Annotated in this window: 25 protein-coding genes and 1 pseudogene; 9 read left to right on the top strand and 17 right to left on the bottom strand. The window is 35.2% G+C overall.

Annotation, left to right across the window (positions count from 1 at the left end; translation table 11 throughout):
* Nucleotides 1-84: 84 nt before the first annotated feature.
* The 6 genes from MG290_RS11210 to MG290_RS11235 all read right to left on the bottom strand — a co-directional run bounded on the left by MG290_RS11210 (nucleotide 85) and on the right by MG290_RS11235 (nucleotide 5,767).
* A complete protein-coding gene (locus MG290_RS11210) occupies nucleotides 85-888 on the bottom strand; it encodes a class I SAM-dependent methyltransferase (RefSeq protein WP_264561378.1) in 804 nt (267 codons plus the stop codon).
* A gap of 4 nt (nucleotides 889-892) precedes the next feature.
* Entirely contained in the window at nucleotides 893-1,594 is a 702-nt protein-coding gene (locus MG290_RS11215; protein WP_264561379.1) for a hypothetical protein, read from the bottom strand.
* A gap of 8 nt (nucleotides 1,595-1,602) precedes the next feature.
* A complete protein-coding gene (locus MG290_RS11220) occupies nucleotides 1,603-2,715 on the bottom strand; it encodes a YARHG domain-containing protein (protein WP_264561380.1) in 1,113 nt (370 codons plus the stop codon).
* 330 nt (nucleotides 2,716-3,045) lie between these two features.
* On the bottom strand, nucleotides 3,046-4,440 hold the full coding sequence (aspA, locus tag MG290_RS11225) for an aspartate ammonia-lyase (RefSeq protein WP_264561381.1): 1,395 nt from the start codon (nucleotides 4,438-4,440) through the stop codon (nucleotides 3,046-3,048).
* A gap of 74 nt (nucleotides 4,441-4,514) precedes the next feature.
* Nucleotides 4,515-4,871 (bottom strand): YraN family protein, encoded by a 357-nt coding sequence (locus tag MG290_RS11230; protein ID WP_264561382.1) that lies wholly within the window; start codon nucleotides 4,869-4,871, stop codon nucleotides 4,515-4,517.
* The gene (locus tag MG290_RS11235; protein ID WP_264561383.1) at nucleotides 4,871-5,767 is read right to left on the bottom strand and encodes a S66 peptidase family protein; all 897 of its coding nucleotides are present in this window, start codon (nucleotides 5,765-5,767) and stop codon (nucleotides 4,871-4,873) included. Before MG290_RS11235 ends, MG290_RS11230 begins: the two co-directional genes overlap by 1 nt.
* Nucleotides 5,768-5,900: 133 nt before the next feature.
* Here MG290_RS11235 and MG290_RS11240 point away from each other — a divergent pair, with 133 nt between their 5' ends.
* The 5 genes from MG290_RS11240 to MG290_RS11260 all read left to right on the top strand — a co-directional run bounded on the left by MG290_RS11240 (nucleotide 5,901) and on the right by MG290_RS11260 (nucleotide 10,071).
* Nucleotides 5,901-6,311 carry a BrxA/BrxB family bacilliredoxin gene (locus tag MG290_RS11240; protein WP_264561384.1) on the top strand — a complete coding sequence of 137 codons (411 nt, stop codon included), beginning with the start codon at nucleotides 5,901-5,903 and terminating at the stop codon, nucleotides 6,309-6,311.
* Nucleotides 6,312-6,393: 82 nt separating this feature from the next.
* Entirely contained in the window at nucleotides 6,394-7,125 is a 732-nt protein-coding gene (locus MG290_RS11245; RefSeq protein WP_264561385.1) for a lysophospholipid acyltransferase family protein, read from the top strand.
* A gap of 32 nt (nucleotides 7,126-7,157) precedes the next feature.
* Nucleotides 7,158-8,162, top strand: coding sequence for an acyl-ACP desaturase (locus tag MG290_RS11250; RefSeq protein WP_257499905.1), 1,005 nt, complete (start codon nucleotides 7,158-7,160; stop codon nucleotides 8,160-8,162).
* A 48-nt stretch (nucleotides 8,163-8,210) separates the two neighbouring features.
* Nucleotides 8,211-8,855, top strand: a complete 645-nt coding sequence (locus MG290_RS11255) for an HD domain-containing protein (RefSeq protein WP_264561386.1) — start codon at nucleotides 8,211-8,213, stop codon at nucleotides 8,853-8,855.
* Nucleotides 8,856-9,018: 163 nt separating this feature from the next.
* Nucleotides 9,019-10,071 (top strand): PA0069 family radical SAM protein, encoded by a 1,053-nt coding sequence (locus tag MG290_RS11260; RefSeq protein ID WP_264561387.1) that lies wholly within the window; start codon nucleotides 9,019-9,021, stop codon nucleotides 10,069-10,071.
* Between the two features lie 90 nt (nucleotides 10,072-10,161).
* Here the strand turns inward: MG290_RS11260 and MG290_RS11265 are convergent, their stop codons facing one another.
* The gene (locus MG290_RS11265) at nucleotides 10,162-10,899 is read right to left on the bottom strand and encodes a carboxypeptidase-like regulatory domain-containing protein (protein ID WP_264561388.1); all 738 of its coding nucleotides are present in this window, start codon (nucleotides 10,897-10,899) and stop codon (nucleotides 10,162-10,164) included.
* Between the two features lie 163 nt (nucleotides 10,900-11,062).
* On the opposite strand from MG290_RS11265, the gene MG290_RS11270 reads away from it, so the two are divergent.
* A complete protein-coding gene (locus MG290_RS11270; protein ID WP_264561389.1) occupies nucleotides 11,063-12,241 on the top strand; it encodes an acyl-CoA dehydrogenase family protein in 1,179 nt (392 codons plus the stop codon).
* A gap of 355 nt (nucleotides 12,242-12,596) precedes the next feature.
* On the opposite strand, the pseudogene MG290_RS11275 reads toward MG290_RS11270, so the two are convergent.
* From MG290_RS11275 to MG290_RS11285, 3 genes and pseudogenes are all read right to left on the bottom strand, one after another.
* A pseudogene (locus MG290_RS11275) lies at nucleotides 12,597-14,108 on the bottom strand (IS1182 family transposase); the annotation flags it as partial.
* Between the two features lie 105 nt (nucleotides 14,109-14,213).
* Nucleotides 14,214-14,537: a hypothetical protein gene (locus MG290_RS11280; RefSeq protein ID WP_264561390.1), complete on the bottom strand. Its 324-nt coding sequence runs from the start codon at nucleotides 14,535-14,537 to the stop codon at nucleotides 14,214-14,216.
* A gap of 214 nt (nucleotides 14,538-14,751) precedes the next feature.
* Nucleotides 14,752-15,087, bottom strand: a complete 336-nt coding sequence (locus MG290_RS11285; protein ID WP_264561391.1) for a 2Fe-2S iron-sulfur cluster-binding protein — start codon at nucleotides 15,085-15,087, stop codon at nucleotides 14,752-14,754.
* Between the two features lie 102 nt (nucleotides 15,088-15,189).
* Here MG290_RS11285 and MG290_RS11290 point away from each other — a divergent pair, with 102 nt between their 5' ends.
* Nucleotides 15,190-15,984, top strand: coding sequence for a TIGR00266 family protein (locus MG290_RS11290; protein WP_264561392.1), 795 nt, complete (start codon nucleotides 15,190-15,192; stop codon nucleotides 15,982-15,984).
* Between the two features lie 90 nt (nucleotides 15,985-16,074).
* Here the strand turns inward: MG290_RS11290 and MG290_RS11295 are convergent, their stop codons facing one another.
* The 5 genes from MG290_RS11295 to MG290_RS11315 all read right to left on the bottom strand — a co-directional run bounded on the left by MG290_RS11295 (nucleotide 16,075) and on the right by MG290_RS11315 (nucleotide 20,896).
* Complete coding sequence (locus MG290_RS11295) at nucleotides 16,075-16,776, bottom strand: ATP-binding cassette domain-containing protein (RefSeq protein ID WP_264561393.1); 702 nt, start codon at nucleotides 16,774-16,776, stop codon at nucleotides 16,075-16,077.
* Between the two features lie 2 nt (nucleotides 16,777-16,778).
* Nucleotides 16,779-18,242 (bottom strand): DUF5687 family protein, encoded by a 1,464-nt coding sequence (locus MG290_RS11300; protein WP_264561394.1) that lies wholly within the window; start codon nucleotides 18,240-18,242, stop codon nucleotides 16,779-16,781.
* Nucleotides 18,243-18,334: 92 nt separating this feature from the next.
* Nucleotides 18,335-19,393: an NAD(P)/FAD-dependent oxidoreductase gene (locus tag MG290_RS11305; RefSeq protein WP_264561395.1), complete on the bottom strand. Its 1,059-nt coding sequence runs from the start codon at nucleotides 19,391-19,393 to the stop codon at nucleotides 18,335-18,337.
* 90 nt (nucleotides 19,394-19,483) lie between these two features.
* Nucleotides 19,484-19,732, bottom strand: a complete 249-nt coding sequence (locus tag MG290_RS11310) for a NifU family protein (RefSeq protein WP_264561396.1) — start codon at nucleotides 19,730-19,732, stop codon at nucleotides 19,484-19,486.
* A gap of 36 nt (nucleotides 19,733-19,768) precedes the next feature.
* Complete coding sequence (locus MG290_RS11315) at nucleotides 19,769-20,896, bottom strand: Mrp/NBP35 family ATP-binding protein (protein WP_264561397.1); 1,128 nt, start codon at nucleotides 20,894-20,896, stop codon at nucleotides 19,769-19,771.
* Between the two features lie 259 nt (nucleotides 20,897-21,155).
* On the opposite strand from MG290_RS11315, the gene tpx reads away from it, so the two are divergent.
* Nucleotides 21,156-21,656 carry a thiol peroxidase gene (tpx, locus tag MG290_RS11320; RefSeq protein ID WP_264561398.1) on the top strand — a complete coding sequence of 167 codons (501 nt, stop codon included), beginning with the start codon at nucleotides 21,156-21,158 and terminating at the stop codon, nucleotides 21,654-21,656.
* A 326-nt stretch (nucleotides 21,657-21,982) separates the two neighbouring features.
* On the opposite strand, the gene MG290_RS11325 is transcribed toward tpx, so the two are convergent.
* Nucleotides 21,983-22,645 carry a queuosine precursor transporter gene (locus MG290_RS11325; RefSeq protein ID WP_264561399.1) on the bottom strand — a complete coding sequence of 221 codons (663 nt, stop codon included), beginning with the start codon at nucleotides 22,643-22,645 and terminating at the stop codon, nucleotides 21,983-21,985.
* The gene (locus MG290_RS11330) at nucleotides 22,645-23,208 is read right to left on the bottom strand and encodes a DNA-3-methyladenine glycosylase I (protein WP_264561400.1); all 564 of its coding nucleotides are present in this window, start codon (nucleotides 23,206-23,208) and stop codon (nucleotides 22,645-22,647) included. The genes MG290_RS11325 and MG290_RS11330 overlap by 1 nt, the downstream gene beginning before the upstream one ends.
* Nucleotides 23,209-23,400: 192 nt before the next feature.
* Between MG290_RS11330 and MG290_RS11335 the strand changes: the two genes are divergently transcribed.
* Complete coding sequence (locus MG290_RS11335; protein ID WP_264561401.1) at nucleotides 23,401-24,093, top strand: hypothetical protein; 693 nt, start codon at nucleotides 23,401-23,403, stop codon at nucleotides 24,091-24,093.
* Nucleotides 24,094-24,221: the final 128 nt, after the last annotated feature.

Raw genomic sequence — 24,221 nt, forward strand, 5'->3', positions numbered from 1 at the left:
GAAGGTTAGTGTATTCAGATTAACTTTTCAACTTACAAGGTTTCGGAGCTACTACATTAGAAGTATAAAGTAGGTATATAACTGTTATTGTTTTGCTTTAACAGCCATCAACGAATAAACCATTGGTATCTTATTACCCAAATGCGCAATTCTAAACTTATTTGGTTCAAATTCTAGGGTATTATCAAAGCAATTGTAAGGTGAATAATCATATTCATTAAACGAATTGATCTGTAATCCTTGTTGCAACAAACTGCTTAAAACTTCGCTTAAACTGTGATTCCAAGTAATGAAATGTTGCTTTGCATCGGTTGTTGATTCGGTATAAGATCCTTCTAAGGTTTCAATTGCATCACTTTTAAAATAGTTGTATTCGATTTTTTCAAAAGCATCATCGAACATCCAAACCACCGGATGAAATTCTACAAATACGAATTTTCCATCGGGTTTTAAAAATTGCGATACAATTTTCGCCCATTTATCTAAATCGGGTAACCAGCCAATGGTGCCATAGCTTGTAAAAACCATATCAAACGTTTGGTGTAAATGATTGGGTAAATCATATAAATCGCAACAAATAAATTCGGCATCGGCGTTTAATTTTTGAGCCAAAACTTTTGCGGCTTCTATTGCTTTGTCTGATAAATCAACACCCTTCACTTTTGCACCCATTCTGCTTAGTGAGATAGTATCTTGTCCAAAATGGCATTGCAAATGCAAAATCGATTTTCCGGAAACATCGCCTAACAATTCCAATTCAATCGAATTCAAAGACGATTTTCCCTGCATGAATCCCTCTAAATCATAAAAAGCAGAGCTAAGATGCACTTCGGTTCGGTTGTTCCAAGAATTTCTGTTGATTTCTAGATAATTTTTTTCTGTTTTCATACACTTAGTAATATTCATAATACCTAAAAAGTACCGATTTTGGCACACGACTTTCGGTGGTTTCGTAAAAATAAATCACAGTGGGATTGTTAAACACATCTACCGATTTTATTTTGCGTACATCTTGAATAGTAGAAATTTCATCGCCATCGGTGGTTTTAACATCGTAAATAAGTTGTTGCAATTGGTTGTTTTCATCGTACAAGTAGGTGGCTTCTTCCTCAGATTTAAAATTAACTCCTTCAAAAACAACCTTTTTTATAGAGAAATCAGTGTTTAAATGCACAGTGGTTTTTGTGCTATCGGCAACCAATTTGGGCAGTATTTCATAACTTAAATCCGTTGTCCAATGATAGGTGTAATCGAGCTTCTTTTCTTGTTCACCGTTTAGAGTGCTAGTTTCGGTAAACGATATGTTTTTTCCGGAACCTTTATAATGCATGTTGCTTTTGAATGCGTAATCGGGCATTTGATACATTTTGGTATAAGTGGTTACATCGCCCGATTTTGTGAAATGGATACTGGTTTTACCAAAATAATCGACTGTATCCGTTGGAATCCGATATTTAGTAGTGCGCACCATATAAGTGGTCACTTTTTTCACTGCGCCTTTAAAACCATACTCTTTTTTTTGATTATAGGTGTTGTTTTGTGCATTTGTAAAACAGTTGCAAAGAATAAAAAACAACCCTATTATATTTTTCAATTGATGCATTATTTTGTTTTTAAAATTTTTATATTTTTAAGCCCTTCCAGCCATTTTTGTTCCATTTCATCTAATTCATCTGGCTCTGGCACATACGTTTCATTGGGAATATACCAAGGCATTTTCTCATAATAATTCTTCAAAATCTCATTTTTAAAAACATATCCTCTGCGGGCATAAGGTAAATTCTGAAGCACTTTTAAAGCATTTTCGTCTTCAATTTCATCAAAAAATATCATTAAATCTTTATGAAAGGGAAGATTATTTTGCAAACTAAAAACATTATTAATGAAGAAAAAATGCGGATTGAACAGAAATAATTCTCCTTTAGGATGAAAATCTTTCTTTTTAAACTGAATAGTTCCATTATGAATAAAAAACCCCGCAGCACTTTGTCCGTTAGAAAACCGGTATTCTTTCATAAAATCATCCACTTTTTCACCAACGCCATGAATGGTCCATTCATCAACCGATTTAAAAAAAGTAGAATTTATATAAAAATCCTGATAAGCACCCATATCAATATTCAATGTAAAATCGTCAATTTTATTATTTGCCCACCTGTTTGCTGCCGTTAAAACATAATCAAAATTATATGCATAATCTACCGAGCCCGACAAGCGAAATTTGTAGGTATGCACCAAACGATTGTTTCCTGGCTGAAAAGTAGCATTGAAATGATACACATAATAAAATTCTGCATAATCAAGCATGGATTCGCTGTTTTCAATTTCTGCTAAAGAAAATTCCTTTTCCTTATTTTCAGTTGATACATACGAAATCTCATACGGAAGAATCTTTTGATTCAAATTCACAGTAAAATCGTTCATATAAGGATGTTGCCCATTTTTAGGGTAGAAATCTGCATCGCCTTCTGGAGAAAAAGCTTCAAAACCCACCAAAATCGTTTTCGCTCTCTTTTCCGGATTAAAAAAAGTATAATCAACCGTAACTTCTACAAAGTCACCCACCCGTTTTAACGAAAGTATTTCCTTGCGTACTTCAACACTTGTTTCCTTAATAGGTATTAACTGATTGCCGCTCATAAAATAAGCACCATCGTTCGCAAAAACAACCCCTGCAAAAAATAGAAAAAATAAAAAAGCCCCAATTTTTTTCATGTATTTATCCATAAAATTAAACGATGAATATAAAAATAAATAAAACAACCACCAACAAAAGTTTTTCTTTGGGCAATCCCTTCCACTAGCGTTTCAGGTCGGGCTTTCCGCCGTCGCTTTTGTTTTTTGGCAAAAACAAAGAGCTCCAACAAGGCTATAATCCCTATTGCAAAAGCACATTTCGGCATACATGCAGAGACAGGTATTTAACAGGAATCTATGAGAAACCTGCATTAGGATTTAACCAACATGTCTGATTAAAAATTATAAATCTAAATCTCTTAAAAGGAAAAGCCGTTTCCCAGTATAAAGAAAACGACTTTTATTATTCTAATGCGAACTCAACATGTTTTTGGGGTCTAAATATCGGTCTAATTCTTCTTTGGTAAGAATGTTTTGCTCTAAAATCAAGTCATATACACTTCGATTTTCTTCCAGGGCTTGTTTGGCAATTTTTGTGCTGTTTTTATAACCAATGATAGGGTTTAAAGCAGTAACAATGCCAATACTATTTTGCACTTCCGCTCGTAAATGTTCGGTATTAGCAGTTATTCCGTCCACGCATTCAATGCGTAAGGTATCAATGGCATTCGTTAAAATTTCAATCGATTCAAAAATCGTTAAAGCAATAATGGGTTCCATAACGTTTAATTGCAATTGACCAGCCTCTGCAGCCAAGCAAACCGTTGTTTCGTTGCCAATTACTTTAAAGCACACTTGGTTGACCACTTCGGGAATCACGGGATTCACTTTTCCAGGCATGATCGATGAACCGGGTTGTTTGGGAGGTAAATTAATTTCATATAAACCAGTTCGGGGACCAGATGCCAATAAGCGCAAATCGTTGCATATTTTGGATAGTTTAATGGCTAATTTTTTTAAAGCACCGGCATATGCAACAAAGCTGCTGGTGTCAGACGTTGCTTCTACTAAATTCTCTGCCATTTTCACAGGTTCATTTAGTAAGGTTGCTAATTTTTCAGCACATAACTGTGCGTATCCTTTCGGAGCGTTCAGTCCTGTGCCAATAGCTGTTGCACCCATATTCACTTCCAAAAATTGATAGGCTTGTTCCTGCAAATAAGGAATTTCTTTCTTTAATGTAAAAGCAAAAGCTTCAAATTCTTGACCTAAAGTCATTGGTACAGCATCTTGCAGTTGGGTACGCCCCATTTTTATTACGTTTTCAAATTCTTTTGCCTTGCGATCCAATGCAAAGAATAACTTTTCTAACGCATTCGTTATTTCTTTTGAAGATTGAAACAAAGCCAATTTTAAAGCAGTAGGGTAGGTGTCGTTGGTAGATTGGGAGAGATTCACATGATCGTTTGGCGAGCAATATTGGTATTCGCCTTTTTTATGCCCCATTTTCTCCAAAGCAATATTTGCAATAACCTCGTTGGCATTCATGTTTACCGATGTACCTGCACCACCTTGAATCATGTCAATTGGAAACTCGTTGAGGTACTGATCCTTCAAAATATCCAAACATGCTTGCGAGATCGCCTCTTTTAAATCATCTTTTATTAAGCCTAGTTCAAAATTGGTTTCAACAGCTGCTAATTTTACAACAGCTAATGATTTTATAAAAATCGGATAGTGATTTAATTTATAGTTTGATATTTTGAAATTTTGAATGGCGCGCTGAGTTTGCACACCATAATAAGCATTTACGGGAACTTGTAAATCGCCTAATAAGTCTGTTTCTATACGAAAAGAAGTCATACTTTTTTTATTTAAAAGTACAAAAATTGATTTGGTTAGCAGTATTTTTCAACAGAATATTAACAAAATTTTACTTAAAAGAAATAATAAGCGTTCGGAATATGGTTTATTTCGGTTGTTTTTCCAATGATTACCGAAATAATATCCAAGCTCACTTCTAAGTCTAAATCTTTTTCTTGAATGTAGGCATTGGTTGCCTCTAAAATCAATTTGATTTTTTTGTTGTTTACAAAGCTTTCCGGTTCTCCATAATCGGTAGAAGTGCGTGTTTTTACTTCGATTATTGCTAAAAGATGATCTTTGGTGGCAATAATGTCGATTTCGGCTTTTTTATAGCGATAGTTTGTTTCTAAAATGGTGTAGCCATTCATTTGTAAATACTCTTGGGCTAATCGTTCCCCTTTTGTGCCAATATCATTGTGTGTTGCCATTATATGTATTTTAAAATGGTGGCGTTTTCAGTAATAGCAAGCGAAACGGTTGTTCCTAATTTCAATGCACGATTGTCAGGTATATGTCCTGCGGGAAAATCAAAACAAATAGGAAAATCGAATTCTTTACACAAATCCAAAACAATTTGCCTTACATCATATCCAAACGGAATTTGGTTGTCATGCATATCGGTCATTCCCCCTATGATTAATCCATTCAAACCATCGAAATAGCCATTGCGTTTTAAATTGTAAAACATACGGTCTATGTGATACAAATATTCATCTAAATCTTCCAAATACAAAATTTTTCCGTTCGTATTGATGGATGATTTTGATCCTAAAAGACTATAAATAATCGATAAATTTCCGCCTACTAACGCGCCTTCTGCCGCACCTAATTTGTTGCTTGGGTTCGATGGGATTTCAATTTGATAATCTTCGTTAAACAACGCCTGACGCAATGTTTCTTTAGCTTCGGATAATGCTTTGGGCACAGAATACGGCATAATGGCATGAAAAGTTGCCACGCCTAAATTGTGAATATGGCTGTGCAAAACCGTAATGTCGCTAAAACCAATAATCCACTTAGGGTGCTTTAAAAATTTTGAAAAGTCAATGGAATCGATAATTCGCACCGTTCCGTATCCGCCTCTTGCAATCCAAATAGCTTTTATGTTGGGGTTGTCTAACATTCGTTGCAAATCGTCTGTGCGCTGCTGGTCGGTTCCGCCTAATTGGTTCACATTCACATCGATTGTTGCTCCTAATTCAACCAACAAACCCCACGATTGTAATAGTTCTATGGCTGGTTGAGCAGCTTCACTCGAAAAACTTCTTGCGGTACAAATTATTCCTACCGTATCGCCTTTTTGTAAATATGGTGGTTGTATCATATTTTTGTTTTCAACAAATTTATAAAACTGCAAAGAATCTTTATCAAAACAAATAACATTTCTTTAAGTTTTATTGATTTTCATCTGTCGTTAAAAATGATTAATTTTGTGGATAATTATTAAACATAAAAATATGTATCCAGAAGAAATAGTAAAACCCATGCAAGAAGAATTAACTTCAGCAGGTTTTGAAGCATTATATACAGCAGATGAAGTTACAAATGCATTGGCAAAAGACGGAACCACTCTAGTTGTAGTGAACTCGGTTTGCGGTTGTGCGACTCGTAATGCGCGCCCGGGAGCAATCATGAGTTTAGGCAACGACAAAAAACCGGCACAGATTGTAACGGTTTTTGCAGGTGTTCACAAAGAAGCTGTTGACACCGCACGCGAAAAAATGTTTCCTTTTCCACCATCATCGCCTTCAATGGCTTTGTTTAAAAATGGCGAATTGGTTCACATGTTAGAGCGTCACCATATTGAAGGGCATCCAGCAGATGTTATTGCTGAGAATTTGAAGGAAGCATACAATGAATATTGTTAATTTGTATGCCAAATAACATAAAAATCTACTGAATTTCGGTAGATTTTTTTTTTGTTGTATATTTGAACATAAATTGTAACAAGTGCACAAGATTTTATCTTATCCGTTAAGTATTGTATATTATTTATTCTTAAGTTTAAGTTTGTTGTTGTTTCATCCCATACAGTGGGTTTGCTTGAAATTGTTTGGCTATCAAGCCCATAAAACCAGTGTAGATATTTTGCAATGGTTTCTAATGCGCAGCGCCAACATTTTGGGAACAACATTTAATGTGGAAGGACGTGAGAAATTGCCACAGAACAAACCAATCATCTATGTATCAAATCATCAATCGATGTTTGATATTGTATCGATTATATGGTTTTTAAGAGCAACACATCCAAAATTTGTAAGTAAAAAAGAATTGGGAAAAGGCATACCAAGTGTGTCGTTCAATCTAAAATACGGTGGGTCGGTTTTAATTGATCGAAACGACCCCAAACAAGCATTACCCGCCATAAAAGGCTTGGGTGAATACATACAGAAGCACAACCGTTCGGCAGTGATTTTTCCAGAAGGAACACGCTCTAAAACCGGAAAGCCAAAGCGTTTTTCAGAAAACGGTGTGAAAATGCTTTGTAAATTTGCTCCTGATGCGTATGTAGTGCCTTTAACAATTAACAACTCGTGGAAAATGTTTCGGTTTGGAATGTTTCCAATGGGCTTGGGAAGCGCCCTAAAATTGCAAGTTCATGACGCCATGAAAGTAAGCGATTTTGATTTTGTAACATTGTTTCAAAAAACGGAAGAAGCAATTGTTTCATCAATAAAATAACGCAACAAAAGTTGTATAAAAAAATTATTAAAATGTCTATTCAAAATGTTCGATTAGAAGTAATGCAGTTCTTGGAAAAGAACATAGATACTTTTGTGCAGAATTATTTAATCCCTGTAGAAAAAATTTGGCAGCCTTCTGACATGCTACCTGATGCGCGCAATGAAAACTTTCTAGAAGAAGTTCGCGAATTACAAGCGTATGCCAAAGAATTACCTTATGATTTTTGGGTGGTTTTAGTGGGCGATACCATTACCGAAGAAGCATTGCCTACCTATGAATCGTGGTTAATGGATGTGGAAGGTGTAGATCAAAGAGGTGGTGAAGATGGCGATGGAAACGGATGGGCAAAATGGATCCGTCATTGGACAGGTGAAGAAAACCGTCATGGCGACTTGCTAAATAGATATTTGTATTTGTCTGGTAGGGTAAACATGCGCGAGGTGGAAATGACCACTCACCATTTAATCAACGATGGTTTTGACCCTGGAACAGACCGCGATCCTTACAAAAACTTTGTATTTACTAGTTTCCAAGAGTTAGCAACGTATGTTTCGCACAACCGCGTGGCGCAAATGGCAAAAAAATACGGCGACCACAAACTATCAAAAATATGCAAACTGATTGCAGGCGATGAAATGCGCCATCATCATGCATATTCCGAATTTGTAGAACGCATTTTTCAGGTAGATCCTTCAGAAATGATGAAAGCTTTTCATTATATGATGAAAAGAAAAATCACCATGCCTGCTAATTTAATCCGCGAATCGGGTGGGGCAATCGGAGATGCTTTTCACAACTTCTCAGAATCGGCACAAAGAATAGGTGTTTATACCTCTATGGATTATGTGGATATTCTAAATAAGTTGATCAAACGTTGGGAAATAGACAAGATTACCAACCTAACAGATGAAGCCGAAAAAGCAAGAGACTATTTAATGAAACTTCCAGACCGAATGGCAAAATTAGCCGATCGTATGAAGATTTCAGATGAATCACATATTTTTAAATGGGTAACCCCCGCAATTGTAAAATAACAAAAAGCAGCCGATAGAAATATCGGCTTTTTTAATCGTTTTCTTCAAATGGATTACATCACTCAAACAGTAAATTTTGTAAAAAAAGAGTTAGAAGGTGCAGAAGCTGGGCATGACTGGTTCCACATTCAACGGGTTTATAAAAATGCGTTAACCTTGTTAAAAACCGAACAAGCCAATGAGCAAGTTGTTGTTTTAGGAGCATTGTTGCACGATATTGCCGATAGTAAGTTTCACAATGGCGATGAAACTATTGGTCCTAAAAAAGCACGCAACTTTATGGCGTCTATTAATATTAAGGAAGATGTGCAAGCACATGTGGTGAAAATCATCGAGAATATTTCGTTTAAAGGCGGAAATTTCAACAGAACATTTCATTCCAAAGAGTTAGAAATTGTTCAAGATGCCGATCGTTTAGATGCCATTGGAGCCATTGGTATTGCCCGAACTTTTAATTATGGAGGCTATAAAAACAATGCTATGCACAACCCCGAAATAGCGCCCAAATTAAAAATGACCAAAGAGGAATACAAACACCATAAAGGCACAACAATTAATCATTTTTATGAAAAACTATTGCTTTTAAAAGACTTAATGAATACCCAAACAGGAAAAGAAATGGCGGCAAACCGTCACCGTTATATGGAAGGTTTTCTAGAGCAATTTTTTAATGAGTGGGAAGGGAAAGTGTAAAGCTCTCACCTAGTTTTATACATTTTGCAATACCTACTGTTTTTATGATAGGGGTGTAATTTTTTTTCATTCTGCAGATGCAAAGATATATTTGGTTCCAATGACACAAAATGTCTTTAGCTGAATGTATTTTTGAAAGATAGAAGCGTAAGGGTAAAACAGTATGAAAAAAGAAATTACAAAAGGACAAGGTGCCGTAGAAAATATTGCTAATAAATTCTTTAAACAACGCTATGAAACCTCGATTTATCAAGATGATTATGAAGAAGAATTGGCTAAAACACAAATTTTAGAGGTATTTCCAAAAACCATAGTCAATAAAGTAAAAGGCAACAGCTTACCCTTTTTATATTCTGTAAATCCGTATCAGGGTTGCGAACATGGTTGTGCGTATTGTTATGCCCGGCCAACGCATCAATATTGGGGATTTAGTGCCGGTGTAGATTTTGAACGAATTATTTTGGTTAAGAAAAACGCTCCGGAACTTTTAGAGCAGTTTTTTTTAAAACGCGGTTACAAAGCATCAACTATTCAATTATCGGGAAATACTGATTGCTACCAACCTTTAGAACGAAAATTAGAAATTACTCGCAAAATATTGCAGCTGTGTTTAGATTACCGTCATCCGGTGAGTATCATTACAAAAAACTCATTAATACTTCGCGATTTAGATCTTTTAAAATCACTGGCAGCTAAAAATCTAGTAAATGTATCTTTAAGCATACCAACCATAAACGAGGATTTACGCAGGGTTTTAGAGCCCAGAACATCATCTGTAAAAACAAAACTAAAAGCCTTACAAACGTTATCCGAAAACAATATCCCCACGCATGTAATGGTTGCGCCGATCATTCCCGGGTTAAACAGCATGGAAATTCTGCCGATATTAAAAACAATTTCAGAAAATGGGGCACATTCTTTTGGATATACTTTGGTGGGATTAAACGATGAAGTGGAACCTGTTTTTAAAGATTGGTTGGAAGTGCATTATCCCGATCGAAAAGAAAAAATTTTAAATCAGATTGCATCCCTGCACAAAGGTAATTTAGCCGAAAAGAATATCGCAAAACGCAATGCAGGTAACGGAAATTTTGCCGATATGATTCACAAAACATTCGAAATTGGCAGAAAGAAATTTTTCAGTCACTCGAAATTCCCTGCGTTATCAACTGATTTGTTTGATGGAACGAAAGGCGAACAGTTGCGGTTGTTTTGATAAAACCTGCAAGGTCTGAATGACCTTGTAGGTTTCAAATATTACTTAATTCAAACCTACAAGATTTTAAAAATCTTGCAGGATAAAAGTCTATCTAACTTCCAAAGCTATGCTACTTTGATTTTCTTTGTTTCCAAACCGTGCATTGTAAACATTGGTGTGTTTGTAAATATCAACGCTTTCAACATCGTTCTGATTTAACGATCGAAATGTTTCTTCGCTAACACGCACGCCATCTACAATGTAAGTATAATTACCATTACGTGTTAAAGCTTCTGCATCTTTTAAAATGATTTCGGAATTTCTATAAACTTCTGACGGTCTCATATCGACATTAAAGACTAATGGGAATGCAACATCTACAATATGCTTTTTATTAAGTTCAATTTTTTTAACACCAACTGTATCAATAGCACATCCTATTGCTGAATGATAATTGAAAGAAATTATAACGTCAGGCAAGTCAATATCTTCTTCTTTCATCTTAATATTCAAAATATTACTCCTACGAACAGTCGCCATAATTGTTTTATACCCTTTATAAATAAACTGAATTCTATCGCCTTCACTTGCATCAAACTTGTACCTTCCTTCAACATCTGTTACTGTTTCTACATTTGTTCCTGCTAACTTTACAACAACGCCCGGAATTGGATCTCCTTGTTCAGTTTTAACAATACCTGTAATTTCTTTAAAAACATCTTGCTGAAATTTATATTGAATTAGATTTTCTAAAGATGCGGATTTTACAGTCCAAGTAGATAGCAAAAATATTCCAAGAAAAATCGTAACGTACCTACAAAGACCAAATAGTCTGTTTATTTTCATCTGATTTTTTACATCATTATTTATCATATCACAACTACTTTTTCTTCTTTTATCAATAACTAACAGCAAGTTACTATTTTTATTCGAAAAAATTCAATCATAAAAAATTTTCTCTTTCTTCTTAAAAAATAAGTATTTTTGTGAGAACTAAACAATTGTAGATATGAAACCGGATTTATTTCAGGCACCAGATTATTATTTATTAGACGATTTACTTACAGAAGAACATAAATTAGTACGCGATGCGGCGCGCGCATGGGTTAAGAAAGAAGTTTCGCCCATTATTGAAGAGTATGCACAACGTGCTGAATTTCCACATCAGATTGTAAAAGGCTTGGGTGAAATTGGCGGTTTTGGACCTTATATCCCTGTGGAATACGGCGGTGCAGGATTAGATCAAATTTCCTATGGATTAATCATGCAGGAAATTGAACGTGGCGATTCAGGTGTACGTTCAACCTCATCGGTTCAATCATCGTTGGTAATGTATCCCATTTGGAAATACGGAAACGAAGAACAACGCATGAAATATCTTCCAAAATTAGCAACCGGCGAAATGATTGGATGTTTTGGTTTAACAGAACCTGATTTTGGATCGAACCCGGGCGGAATGGTTACAAACTTTAAAGATAAAGGCGATCATTATTTATTGAACGGTGCAAAAATGTGGATTTCAAACGCTCCATTTGCAGATATAGCCGTGGTTTGGGCAAAAAATGAAGAAGGTAGAATTCATGGATTAATCGTGGAAAGAGGAATGGAAGGTTTTTCAACTCCTGAAACGCATAACAAATGGTCGTTAAGAGCATCGGCAACTGGAGAATTGATTTTTGACAATGTGAAAGTTCCAAAAGAAAATTTATTACCAAACAAATCTGGATTAGGCGCGCCCCTTGGTTGTTTAGATTCGGCTCGATATGGTATTGCGTGGGGAGCTATTGGTGCTGCAATGGACTGTTATGATACGGCTTTAAGATATTCTAAAGAACGCATTCAGTTTGATAAACCAATCGGAGCTTTTCAATTACAGCAAAAGAAATTAGCCGAAATGATTACAGAAATCACCAAAGCACAATTATTAACTTGGCGTTTGGGGGTTTTGCGTAACGAAGGCAAAGCAACATCAGCACAAATATCAATGGCGAAACGCAACAACGTGGATATGGCATTAACCATTGCCCGTGATGCACGCCAAATGTTAGGCGGAATGGGGATTACCGGCGAATATTCTATTATGCGTCACATGATGAATTTAGAATCGGTGGTAACATATGAGGGTACACACGACATTCACTTGTTAATTACAGGTATGGATGTTACGGGTTTCCCAGCGTTTAAATAAGATTTCTTATGTTGGTACGATACTAAAATATTAAACAAAGTAATATTTACAAGGATCGTCTCTTCGAGTAGCGCAACGCATTGAAGCGTATCGAGAAGTTCTCGACAAGCTCGAACTGACGAAGATTTAAAGAATTTATATAATATCAACTTTATTATAAATAAGAAGAGGCTGTCCAAAAAGGATAGCCTCTTTGTTATACTACTAACTTTTCAACATCATCACTAAAGTTAATTTCTTGCTTTTTTTGAAATAAAGACCGCTGATAGCATCTAAATTCGACAAAAATGACAAGTTTAGAACCAAAAATACGGCGTTTGAATACCGTTTTTCTTCCCGCAACTGCTACAGCCACCATTTTTCTAAAATTATGTCCAAGAGCCATCAGTAGAAATTCTAATTCTACTTTCTCTAAGCCTTTGAATGTAAATCTATTAAAATCATTATTGTACTTGAGTTGCCCAAAAACAGCCTCTACTTCTATAGGGCGTTTACTGCGATGTTCCAGCCCTTTCTCGCTCGTTAATAAATTTCTCGCTCTTTCTTTAAGCTCATTCAAACGGTGATTGACTTCTATTCTGCGATTACCTTTTGCATTGAAACATTCCTCTCGAAGCGGACAATTATTACAGTTTTTTGCCTGATAATAAGACACTTGCGATTCGTGTCCGTTGCTCGAAATTCGTTTTCCTTTGCCAACATTTTCCATTCGTTGACCCATCGGACAAACGTAAAAATCTTGTTCTTTGTTGTAGAATAAATTCTGAACCAAAAACGGATTATTTTTCATCGTCCGTTTCGTTTCTTTGTGAAAATAATTGTACTTCACGTAGGCTTTAATGCTTTTATTTTCAAGCATTTCATAATTTTCTTCGCTCCCATAACCTGCATCGGCAACCACTTCTTTGCTTTGTTTTCCATAGAGATTTTCAAAACCATCAAGATGCGATTCCAAAGTCGTGGTATCCCCCGGTTTTTGATGGATGGAAACGTGGGTAATAAACTGATTTTCAGTTGAAATCTGCGTATTATAAGCCGGTTTAAGCTGTCCGTTTTTCATGTGATCTTCCTTCATCCGCATAAAAGTAGCGTCGGGGTCGGTTTTGCTGTAAGAATTCCTATTGCCTAAAGTTTCTAGGTCTTTTTCGTATTTTTCTAATTTTGGAAGATGCTCATCCTGAAGTTTTTGTAGCTCTTTTGCCTGTTTTTTAGTGGGTTCTTTCAGCTTTTTATTCAAGATCGATAGCTTCTCCCGAAGTTCTTCCGAATTGATGCTTTTAGGTAATTCTTCTTTGTTAATTTCTTGATTATCAGACTGAATAGCACTTTCGATATCTGAAAGAATCGTGTTGATTTTAACTTCTAATTTTTCCTTGTATTTTTCAATCGAACCTCTCCAAACAAAAGTATAACGATTCGATTTGGCTTCGATTTTTGTTCCATCAATGTACTGAATATCAAGACTTACATAGCCCATTTCAACCAGCATTTTCACTACTTCGGCAAATAGTTGTTGAATATGATTTTTTAATATTTTCCCTCGAAAGTCGTTAATGGTTCGGAAATCAGGCGTAGAGTTGCCCGAAATGTACATGAAATAGATGTTTTCGGTGAGTGCTTTAGCTATTTTCCGGCAAGAATAAACGTTTGACAAATAGCTGTAAAACAACACTTTAATCATCATTCTTGGATGATATGCAGAGGTACCACCTCCTTTGTACAACTTAATTATATTGCTAATATCCAACGAGTTAACGACCTCTTCGATTAATCGAACAGGGTGATTATTAGGGATTTTATCAAAAATATTAATCGGAAAAAGTTCAGGACTATTGCCTGTTTGATTTTTAAAAACTACCTTAGCCATTGTTGGTTTTTTGTGCAACTCTAAGATAATTATTTTGGAGAAAAAATACAACAAAAAAAAGCTGTCCGACTTTTCGGACAGCTTCTTTATTGTTTTTACCATCAACTAATACTCTTTCGTATTTTCATGATCTAAATAAATTTTGCCGTATTTCTTGTACCAATACCACAATCCAAAAATGGATAAAAACACCACCAATAATGTTTGATCGATTTTTTTCCAACGGTCGAACAGTTGGCTGCTCCAAATTACAAATAGTGCAGACAATGATGCGGCTAAATGTACTAACTGAATAATTAGGTAAATTTTATACTTTTCGTTCATGTAAAAAACGATGTCGTGAAAAAAAGTAATTCCACAAATATATGCCAACAACAATACGGTTAGTGCCAGCAATAACCACTTTATAACATTTAATAAAGCTTTCATAAAAAATGATTAAGAACAAGCAAAATTAAATAAATATTTGTTTGAAATTACGCAGCATTGCAAATAGTTTTATAAAAGGAAAAACGAAGCATACACCTCGTTTTTCACTAAAATAATCCAATAAAATAAATCTATGCATTCAACAAATTCATTCAAATTTGCTTAAAGGTACAAATTATTTATGAAAAGTGATTCGTTTTTCCTTAAACATTTATTAACTTTCTGGTGCCAATTCAATTCGTAAGCCTTCAATTTCAGGTGAAATACCAATTTGGCAACCTAGCCGGCTGTTTTCTTTCACATTAAAAGCTTCCCACAACATGGCTTCTTCGTCTGGATTTTTTTCGGGTAAATTTACCTCTTCTTCGTTTAAAACGTAGCATTGACACGAGGCACACATTGCCATACCGCCACAAATACCAATGGTTCCTTCTTCGGCCAATTCATACGCGCGCACCAATTCCATTACGTTCATATTCATATCGGTAGGTGCGTCCACAATATGCTCGTTGCCTGCTCTGTCTATTATTGTTATTTTAATATCGTTCATAATCTGCATTTTTGCAAAGATACTAATAAAAAACCACAGCTATTTAGTATGTAGTGTAACATTAAAGTACAAACCAATACTAATTATAAAAACAATTAAAAAATGAATGCACACGAAATAGATTATGAGATTTTTGGGGAAGAAATGCAATTTGTAGAGATTGAGTTAGACCCACAAGAGACCGTTGTTGCTGAAGCAGGCAGTTTTATGATGATGGATGACGGTATTAAAATGGAAACCATTTTTGGTGATGGCAGTCAGCAACAAGGTGGTTTGTTTGGAAAAGTGTTAAACGCAGGTAAGCGTTGGATTACGGGTGAAGGTTTGTTTATGACAACTTTTACAAATACCAATTACGGCAAAAAAAAGGTTTCATTTGCATCGCCTTATCCCGGTAAAATCATTGCTTTGGATTTGCGCACCACCAACGGAAAGTTTATCTGTCAAAAAGATGCATTCTTGTGTGCTGCAAAGGGTGTTTCGGTAGGTATTGAATTCAACCGTAAAATTGGAACAGGACTTTTTGGTGGCGAAGGATTTATCATGCAGAAATTAGAGGGAGATGGTTTAGCTTTTATACACGCCGGCGGTACATTGCATAAAAAAATACTACAACCGGGCGAAGTTCTAAAAGTAGATACAGGTTGTATTGTTGGTTTTACCAGCAGTGTTGCCTACGATATACAATTTGTGGGCGGTATTAAAAACAGTATTTTTGGCGGAGAGGGATTGTTCTTTGCAACCCTTCAAGGACCAGGCACTGTATATGTGCAGTCGTTGCCTTTTAGCAGATTAGCCGATAGAATCATTGCCCATGCTCCAAGCGCTGGTGGTAAATCGCAGGGAGAAGGAAGCATTTTAGGTGGTTTAGGTAGATTGCTAGACGGCGATAATTAATAGAAAAACGAGCTTTTATAGAGCTCGTTTTTTTTTTGATACTTAAAAGGTTCTTGAAAATATGCAGGGTGAATCTACATTTAAAACAAATTAAACAACCACATCAAAAAACGCTGTTAATTCTTCATACGAATACTCTTTGGTGTGAATATCTTTAATGATGTTTCCGCGTTCAAAACAAACAATTCTGTCTGAAATTTCAAAAGTATGATTCAAATCATGGCTTGAAACCAACAAGGTTGTCTGTTGGGTATCGGCAATATTTCGTAAAATCTTTTTTAAACGAATTTGTGTAGTGGGATCCAAATTAGCGAACGGTTCATCTAAAATAATCACTTTTGGATTGCCAATTAATGTTCCAATGATTCCAACTTTCTTTTGATTTCCTTTAGAAAGATCGCGGATGTATTTGTTTTTACCCAAAATTTCATCGTTAAAAAAATCGGCATATGTAACCAAGAAAGCATCGACTTGCTCTTTGGTTTGGTTGCGCAATTCTCCTAAAAAATAAAAATATTCTTCGCAGGTAAGGTATCCAATTAAAAAACTGTCGTCTAAAAACGCAGTGGTAAAAGCTTTCCAATTTTCGTTTTTGTTCACAATTACTTCGTTGTTCTTAATAAAACCTTGCGATGGTTCAATTAAATCGAGCAGTAAACTAAAAAAAGTGGTTTTTCCCGCGCCATTGTTTCCTACCAAACCAAAACTTTGCCCCATGGGAATCTCTAATTCTTCTATATTTAAAACGGTAGTGCCACCGTAGGTTTTTCGTAATTTATCTACTTGTATCATAACTATTTATATGCTTGTATGGTTTTATATTTTTGTGATTTATAAAGATTTTCTATCAAATTAAACATTGTTTTTTTCAACAATACACCAATTAAACCAATGATTATAAAAGCAATAATTGCCATATTAAACGATAGTAAACTGGTTAGTAGCAAATACAACACCATAGGAATTGCAATTGTTGGAATACTTAAAAGCAAAGTTTGAACATTAAAGGCTTTTGAATCGCCAAACGCATTTTTATTACTCGATAAATCGATTTTAGTGCGAACAAATGCGCCGGTAATGAGCGACATATAACAGTTCCAACCAATGTTATAGCAACCCACTGCAACAATAATCAAATAGGTTTGCAACCCAAAAAATAAGTAGAAACTTGCCAAAATAGTGGAGATTAAGGTACCCAAAACCATAATTAACCATTTCGATTCTAAATATTGACGGTAGGGAACATTTTGTGTCATCATTAACGGGAAATAACCACTGTCCCAACTTGGTACATACTGCCCGAAAAGCATCATAAAACCACCCGTAATCATGATGGAAGCCAATATGATGAAAAAGCTACTGCCTTTATACATGTCCATGGTGAAAAACAATAATCCGTATAATAAAAACACGCCACTCATAAGCAATACAGTTCGGGTGCGTTTGTTGCGGGTGAGCAGTTTTATATCGGTTTTTAAGAACGGAGCCAACTTGCCAAATCGGTTTAAAAAATTTAATTCGTAATAAGTGTAAGTTTCTTTTTTAACAACAACGGCGCTATCTAACGATAAATTTTTAAAGTAAAAACGATAACATGCAACGACTAAAACCAATAAATAAACAACCATCACTGCTAACAAAAATGGATAATTGTAAATGGCTTCAAAGAAATATTTGGTGTATGCCGTTACTTCTACATATTTAAAATAATCTAATGCTAAAACAGCTGCAAAAAGCACTAAAAAAGGCAATGCGAATTTGTTTATATGGTTTAAAAGTTGCACCAAAAAGTTGTTTGCCCAAAAGAAAACCGTGAACGATAAAGCAAATAAAATGCTGTTTGTAATACCTATTTCATAATCAAACGCCAACATTAAAAACAACGCAACACCCATACACAGGTTCACAAAGTTAAAGAATGATACAGCCGATTTGGTTAAACAATAACTAACAATCGTTTTTTTGCGAATATTTTGTATCAGCAAGGGTTTTACCAAAGTGGTTGGCATTTTTTGAAAGAAATAACGAATTACCAAATCGCCCAACCACAAGTAAATGGCATATTTAAAAAAGCCCTGAAACGGATCCAATCCTTCTTCTTCGGCTAGTTTAAACAATCCAGCAACCATGCCTGTCATAATTACCAAATAGCAAAGTCCGAAATAACCTTTACCCAATGCCATTAAAACACGTTGTGTAACCGCTCCTTTTCGAATCGTGGCTTTCCATTCCAAGCCAGCAAGTTGTTTAAATGTCATGTTTTTTTATTTAGTAAGTAGTTTTTTTAATGAAATGTTACAAAAAAAGAGTATGCTTTTGAACATACTCTTTTACTTTTTATTTAGATGGATTAATCAATCGCTTTTACAACCGCTTTTTCGGCTTCTTTACGTGTTCCGTCGAAACCGTCGATACCTGAAACAGTGGTGTATTTCAACACATATTTTTTACCTGGATTTATACGGTTATAAACACTTTGACACATTAAAGTAGCTTCGTGAAATCCGCATAAAATCAATTTTAATTTACCCGGATAGGTATTGATGTCGCCAATGGCATAAACACCTTCTATATTGGTTTGATAATCAAGTGCGTTGTTTACTTTAATGGCATTTTTTTCGATTTCTAATCCCCAGTTTGCAATAGGACCCAATTTTGGCGTTAAACCAAACAATGGAATAAAATAATCGGTTTTAATGGTTCTAGAAGCGGTATCACCACCAAAAGATAAAGTTACGGCCTCTACATGTTCGTTTCCGTGAATTTCGGTTACTTCGGCTGGCGTTATCAAATTGATTTTGCCTTGATGTTTTAATTCCTGCACTTTTTCTACAGAATCTAAAGCTCCGCGGAATTCGTTTCGTCTGTGCACCAATGTCACGCTTTTAGCTACTTCGCTTAAAAAGATACTCCAATCTAAAGCAGAATCGCCGCCGCCGCTTATCACAATGTTTTTACCTCTAAATTGCTCCGGATTTTTCACAAAATACTCCACACCTTTATCTTCATAGAAATTCAATCCTTCAATAACCGGTTTGCGTGGTTCAAAACTGCCCAAACCGCCCGCAATTGCTACTGCTTTTGCATGATGTTGTGTGCCTTTGTTGGTGGTAACGATAAAAGTGCCGTCTTCTAGTTTTTCAATATTTTCAGCAACTTCGTTTAAGGTAAAACCAGGCTCAAACTGCTTAATTTGCTCCATTAAATTATCAATTAATTCAGCAGCACCAACCGATGGATAACCGGGAATATCAAAAATTGGTTTTTTAGGATATAATTCTGTTAATTGACCACCTGGTTGCGGTAGTCCGTCTATAATATGACAGCGTAATTTTAATAATCCGGCTTCGAACACAGCAAAAAGTCCTGTGGGTCCGGCACCAATTATCAGTATATCTGTTTCGATCATAAAAGTAAAATTTATATAAAATTAAAGAACTAAAAGCACAAAAAAAGTGATAAATATCATTACTTACCACTATTTTGTTTTTGTATTTTTTTAAACAACGGCGGGAATATTTTCTACCGTTTCAATTTCGGGTGCATATTTTTTAATGGTCGTTTCCACGCCCGCTTTCAAAGTCATTTGATTGATTTTGCAAGAAGTGCAAGCACCTTCTAAGCGCACCTTTACATATTTATCGTCTTCGATAGAAATCAAGCTGATATCGCCACCATCTGATTTTAAAAACGGACGGATTTCTTCTAACGCTTTTTCTACATTCTGTTTTATAGTTTCTGAAGCCATATTTTTTAGATTGATATCGAACAATCGATGGTTAATTTAATTTTTTACAGCAGAACAACCTGCCTTTGTTGTAATTTTAATTGCTTCGGTTGGTGGAAGCGACTCATTTCTTAAAACGGTTTGCGATACCACATTGCGTGCAATTTCTACAAAAGCATCAGCAACGATTGATTGGTTCTGCAATGCCGCCGGACGACCGTAGTCACCTGCTTCGCGTATGCTTTGCACAATAGGCACTTCGCCCAAAAACGGAACTTCTAAATCAGAAGCTAAGTTTTTTGCACCTTCTTGCCCAAAAATGTAATATTTGTTTTCCGGTAATTCTTCCGGTGTAAAATAGGCCATGTTTTCAACAATACCTAAAACGGGAACATTGATGCTTTCTGCCATAAACATAGATACTCCTTTTCGTGCATCTGCCAACGCAACAGCTTGCGGTGTGCTTACTACAACTGCACCGGTAATGGGCAACGATTGCATTAATGACAAGTGAATATCGCCCGTTCCTGGTGGTAAATCTAATAAAAGAAAATCTAATTCGCCCCAATCTGCATCAAAAATCATTTGATTTAATGCTTTAGAAGCCATGGGTCCGCGCCAAATTACTGCTTGGTCAGGACTTGTGAAAAAGCCGATTGATAACAACTCCACACCATAACTTAAAATAGGTTTCATTTTCGATTTTCCGTTCACATCAACCGAAATAGGTTTCGATTTCTCCACATCGAACATTATCGGCATGGATGGACCATAAATATCGGCATCCAAAACACCAACTTTAAAACCCATATTAGCCAAAGTAACTGCTAAATTAGCTGTAATGGTTGATTTTCCTACGCCACCTTTACCCGATGACACCGCAATGATATTGCTGATTCCCGGAATTGATTTTCCCTTGATTTCAGGTTTTTCCGGAGTTTCAACCTTAATATTTACTTTAATTTTGGCCTTATCGTAGATTTTTTCGTGAATAACTTTCATAATATCCACTTCGGCACGTTTCTTAATATGTAAAGCCGGCGTGTGCAATGTTACATCAACCACCACTTCGTCGCCAAAAGTCATTACGTTTTGTACCGCACCGCTTTGTACCATATTTTTACCTTCGCCTGCAACAGAAATCGTTTCTAAAGCAGCTAATATTTCTTTTCTGTCTAACTTCATTTTTTGTATCTTAATGGTTGTTTAAAGACTTGCAAATAAACAACTTATATAGAATTGTTTTAAATTACAAAGATAACACGAATTTATGATACTTTAAAGTTAATGATTTAATAAATTATATTGGCAGTTCGATACTTCGATAAGCTCAGCAACCACAGGCTCACTGACCAATTAGGTGTTAATTAAACAAAAAGTTTCACAAGCAGTAGGGACTATATTTAAAAATAGCTGTAATTTTATAAAAACAAAAATTGAAATTATGGCACAGATTACATTTAAAGGCAACCAAATTCATACCGCAGGAAATTTACCTGAAGTAGGGGCAACGGCACCCGATTTTAAATTAACAAGTACAGATTTATCTGAAAAATCATTGAGTGATTACAAAGGAAAAAATGTGGTTTTAAATATTTTTCCAAGTGTTGATACAGGTGTTTGTGCACAATCGGTTCGCACATTCAATAAAGAAGTTTCGGCTGTTGACAATACAGTTGTTTTATGTATTTCTAAAGATTTACCGTTTGCATTGAACCGTTTTTGCGCAGCTGAAGGATTGCAGAATGTGGAAACATTATCGGATTTTAAAACCAACGATTTCACGAATGCTTACGGCGTACAAATGACCGATGGTCCTTTAAACGGATTAATGAGCAGAGCTGTTGTGGTGATTAACCCAGAAGGAAAAGTGGTTTATAACGAACAAGTTCCTGAAATTACCCAAGAACCTGATTATAACAATGCAATTAATGCGTTGAAGTAATATTTTTTTAACAATTAACATTGCCAAAGCTTAGCGCTTTGGCTTTTTTTAAGCATATATTAATTGAATCTAAGAAACATCAATATATTAAAAAAAATAAATTATCAACTATAAAAAGATAAAATTATATGAAATGGACAGCTTGAATTTTTACCATTCCTCAATTTGTGTAAAAGCATAAGCGTTAGTAGATACGATACATTAAATGCTACACTTCGAGGTGTTTATTTTCAATTACATCCAAAATATCGACTTTACAGCAGGGTTTTATGGTTCTAATAAGTTACCCATGTGATGCAAATTTTAATTAGGCAGTTACAGGTTGTTTACGAAGATGAAACACTTGATTCTCTTTCTAAAAAGTTCTTAATGAGGTAATGCCCCAAGTAGATCAATGGCGTTAAGCCAACAGCTAATAGAAGCTTAAAGGAGTACCCCGTTGCTGCCATATTCACATAATCTTGAAAACTAAGCTTGCCGGTGAGCCAAAAGGCAATTCCGGTTACAATAAAACTATCAAACAACTGCGAAATCACGGTTGACCCGGTGCTGCGAAGCCAAATCATTTTGCTACCTGTTCGCTTTTTAAAAAACACAAACAAAGCTGCATCTATCAGTTGCGAACACACAAAAGCAATAATACTGGCAATAATAATCCACAAACCCTGCCCAAACACTTCTTGAAAAGCACTGAAACTGACTGCAGAAACATTAGAGGTCGGAATTTGTATCGCCAAAAAAACCATACAAAACGTATAGGAAATTAAGCCAGTTGTTAAATATGTAAGTTTTTTTACGCCTTCTTTTCCAAAATATTCGTTGATTAAATCGGTAACCACGAACACGATAGGCCAAGGCAAAATACCTACACTCAGAATAAAAGGACCAACGTTTATTAGTTTGCCACCAATTAATTCGGCAACAATGGCATTTGTTATAAAAACACCTCCTAACAATATAAATACGATTTGTTTTTTAGTGAGTTTCATTAGTGGTTTTTATAGCAAAAACACTCTGTAATATGATCATTTACCATTCCCACCGCTTGCATAAAAGCATAAACGGTGGTAGATCCCATAAATTTAAAACCACGCTTTTTTAAATCTTTTGCAATGGCATCTGATATTTCGGTTTTTGCAACAGCGTCTTTTATGCTTTTCAGTTTATTATCAATCGGTTTACCGTTAACGTATTTCCATAAATAGTCAGAGAACGAACCAAATTCTTGTTGAATTTCCTGAAAAACGCGTGCGTTGTTTATGGTAGCTTCAATTTTACCACGATGACGAATAATTCCTTCGTTTTGCAACAATTCTTCCACTTTTTCCGGATTGTATTTTGCTATTTTTTTATAATTGAATTGATCAAAAGCTGTACGGAAATTTTCACGCTTTTTTAAAATCGTAATCCAACTTAACCCCGCCTGAAAAGATTCTAGTACCAAAAATTCAAACAAAACGTTGTCATCATAAACAGGTTTTCCCCATTCTTCATCATGATATTTAATATACAATTCATCGTTAGAAACCCAATTGCAACGTGTTTTTTCCATTGTTTTTTTATTATATTTATCTTCACAAAGATATTAGGTTTTTATATGCCCTATTATAAACAGCGTACTAAGTTATACACCAAAAAAGTAAATTTAACTTTTTGTTAACTATTTTTAGTTTTTTTTTTTTTTGTAGTTTTACAACAGTTAGCTAACAAAAACATATTTTAAATTATTTTAATTGAATTAATTATGAAAAAAATTAAACATTTAGCACTTTGCATAATTGGTGCAACATTAGTAACAGCTAGTTTATTTTCTTGTAGTAATGAAGATATCAATAGCCAAAATCAAGAGAATACAGAATCAAGTACTAATTTGACTGCCGCAAGGAGTAGTAGCGATCCTGAAGACAGTTCTTTTGAGTATGAACTAGGGCAAAGATATGCTGCATTTGAACTAGGAGAAAGATTAATAATTGTGGACGAAGAAAACAATAATTTTGCATTAAAAGAAGCTACAATAAATGATGCTTTAAAAGTTTACATCTATTTTGACCTTCAAACAAATGAAGTTGCGTCAATAGTTGACATCAACAAAGAAACATTAAAAATGCGTATTGAAGATTTCACAACAAATGAAATACTTTTATATGATGACATAAATTCAATAGAAGGTTTTATAGATCATGGTCACAATCTTTTAGAAATTGGACAGAATTATCAAACTAGCGGAATTCCAATATTTGGGGGCGATAGATTCTGGGGGTGGGCTTGTAGCCTTGAATATACTGATAGCGAAGGTAATTGTGCTATTGATTGTGCCTACAATATATTAGGAACAAGAACCACACCCGATCACAAATTGACAAGACCTTGTTCAGCGAAACCTGATCATTTTAGAAGAAGACCTGAAATGACACCAGAAAATGCGTTTAACCCATAATATAACTTAAAGAGGCTGTCCAAAAAGGATAGCCTCTTTGTTATACTACTAACTTTTCAACATCATCACTAAAGTTAATTTCTTGCTTTTTTTGAAATAAAGACCGCTGATAGCATCTAAATTCGACA

Source organism: Flavobacterium sp. CBA20B-1, from assembly GCF_028473145.1.
Lineage (GTDB): Bacteria > Bacteroidota > Bacteroidia > Flavobacteriales > Flavobacteriaceae > Flavobacterium.

Bases quoted from the DNA above. Each gene is read 5' to 3' on its own strand.
- MG290_RS11210 (WP_264561378.1), bottom strand. From the start codon at position 888: ATGAAAACAGAAAAAAATTATCTAGAAATCAACAGAAATTCTTGGAAC.
- MG290_RS11220 (WP_264561380.1), bottom strand. From the start codon at position 2,715: ATGAAAAAAATTGGGGCTTTTTTATTTTTTCTATTTTTTGCAGGGGTT.
- aspA (WP_264561381.1), bottom strand. From the start codon at position 4,440: ATGACTTCTTTTCGTATAGAAACAGACTTATTAGGCGATTTACAAGTT.
- MG290_RS11230 (WP_264561382.1), bottom strand. From the start codon at position 4,871: ATGGCAACACACAATGATATTGGCACAAAAGGGGAACGATTAGCCCAA.
- MG290_RS11235 (WP_264561383.1), bottom strand. From the start codon at position 5,767: ATGATACAACCACCATATTTACAAAAAGGCGATACGGTAGGAATAATT.
- MG290_RS11240 (WP_264561384.1), top strand. From the start codon at position 5,901: ATGTATCCAGAAGAAATAGTAAAACCCATGCAAGAAGAATTAACTTCA.
- MG290_RS11250 (WP_257499905.1), top strand. From the start codon at position 7,158: ATGTCTATTCAAAATGTTCGATTAGAAGTAATGCAGTTCTTGGAAAAG.
- MG290_RS11255 (WP_264561386.1), top strand. From the start codon at position 8,211: ATGGATTACATCACTCAAACAGTAAATTTTGTAAAAAAAGAGTTAGAA.
- MG290_RS11260 (WP_264561387.1), top strand. From the start codon at position 9,019: ATGAAAAAAGAAATTACAAAAGGACAAGGTGCCGTAGAAAATATTGCT.
- MG290_RS11265 (WP_264561388.1), bottom strand. From the start codon at position 10,899: ATGAAAATAAACAGACTATTTGGTCTTTGTAGGTACGTTACGATTTTT.
- MG290_RS11270 (WP_264561389.1), top strand. From the start codon at position 11,063: ATGAAACCGGATTTATTTCAGGCACCAGATTATTATTTATTAGACGAT.
- MG290_RS11280 (WP_264561390.1), bottom strand. From the start codon at position 14,537: ATGAAAGCTTTATTAAATGTTATAAAGTGGTTATTGCTGGCACTAACC.
- MG290_RS11285 (WP_264561391.1), bottom strand. From the start codon at position 15,087: ATGAACGATATTAAAATAACAATAATAGACAGAGCAGGCAACGAGCAT.
- MG290_RS11290 (WP_264561392.1), top strand. From the start codon at position 15,190: ATGAATGCACACGAAATAGATTATGAGATTTTTGGGGAAGAAATGCAA.
- MG290_RS11295 (WP_264561393.1), bottom strand. From the start codon at position 16,776: ATGATACAAGTAGATAAATTACGAAAAACCTACGGTGGCACTACCGTT.
- MG290_RS11300 (WP_264561394.1), bottom strand. From the start codon at position 18,242: ATGACATTTAAACAACTTGCTGGCTTGGAATGGAAAGCCACGATTCGA.
- MG290_RS11305 (WP_264561395.1), bottom strand. From the start codon at position 19,393: ATGATCGAAACAGATATACTGATAATTGGTGCCGGACCCACAGGACTT.
- MG290_RS11310 (WP_264561396.1), bottom strand. From the start codon at position 19,732: ATGGCTTCAGAAACTATAAAACAGAATGTAGAAAAAGCGTTAGAAGAA.
- MG290_RS11315 (WP_264561397.1), bottom strand. From the start codon at position 20,896: ATGAAGTTAGACAGAAAAGAAATATTAGCTGCTTTAGAAACGATTTCT.
- tpx (WP_264561398.1), top strand. From the start codon at position 21,156: ATGGCACAGATTACATTTAAAGGCAACCAAATTCATACCGCAGGAAAT.
- MG290_RS11325 (WP_264561399.1), bottom strand. From the start codon at position 22,645: ATGAAACTCACTAAAAAACAAATCGTATTTATATTGTTAGGAGGTGTT.
- MG290_RS11330 (WP_264561400.1), bottom strand. From the start codon at position 23,208: ATGGAAAAAACACGTTGCAATTGGGTTTCTAACGATGAATTGTATATT.
- MG290_RS11335 (WP_264561401.1), top strand. From the start codon at position 23,401: ATGAAAAAAATTAAACATTTAGCACTTTGCATAATTGGTGCAACATTA.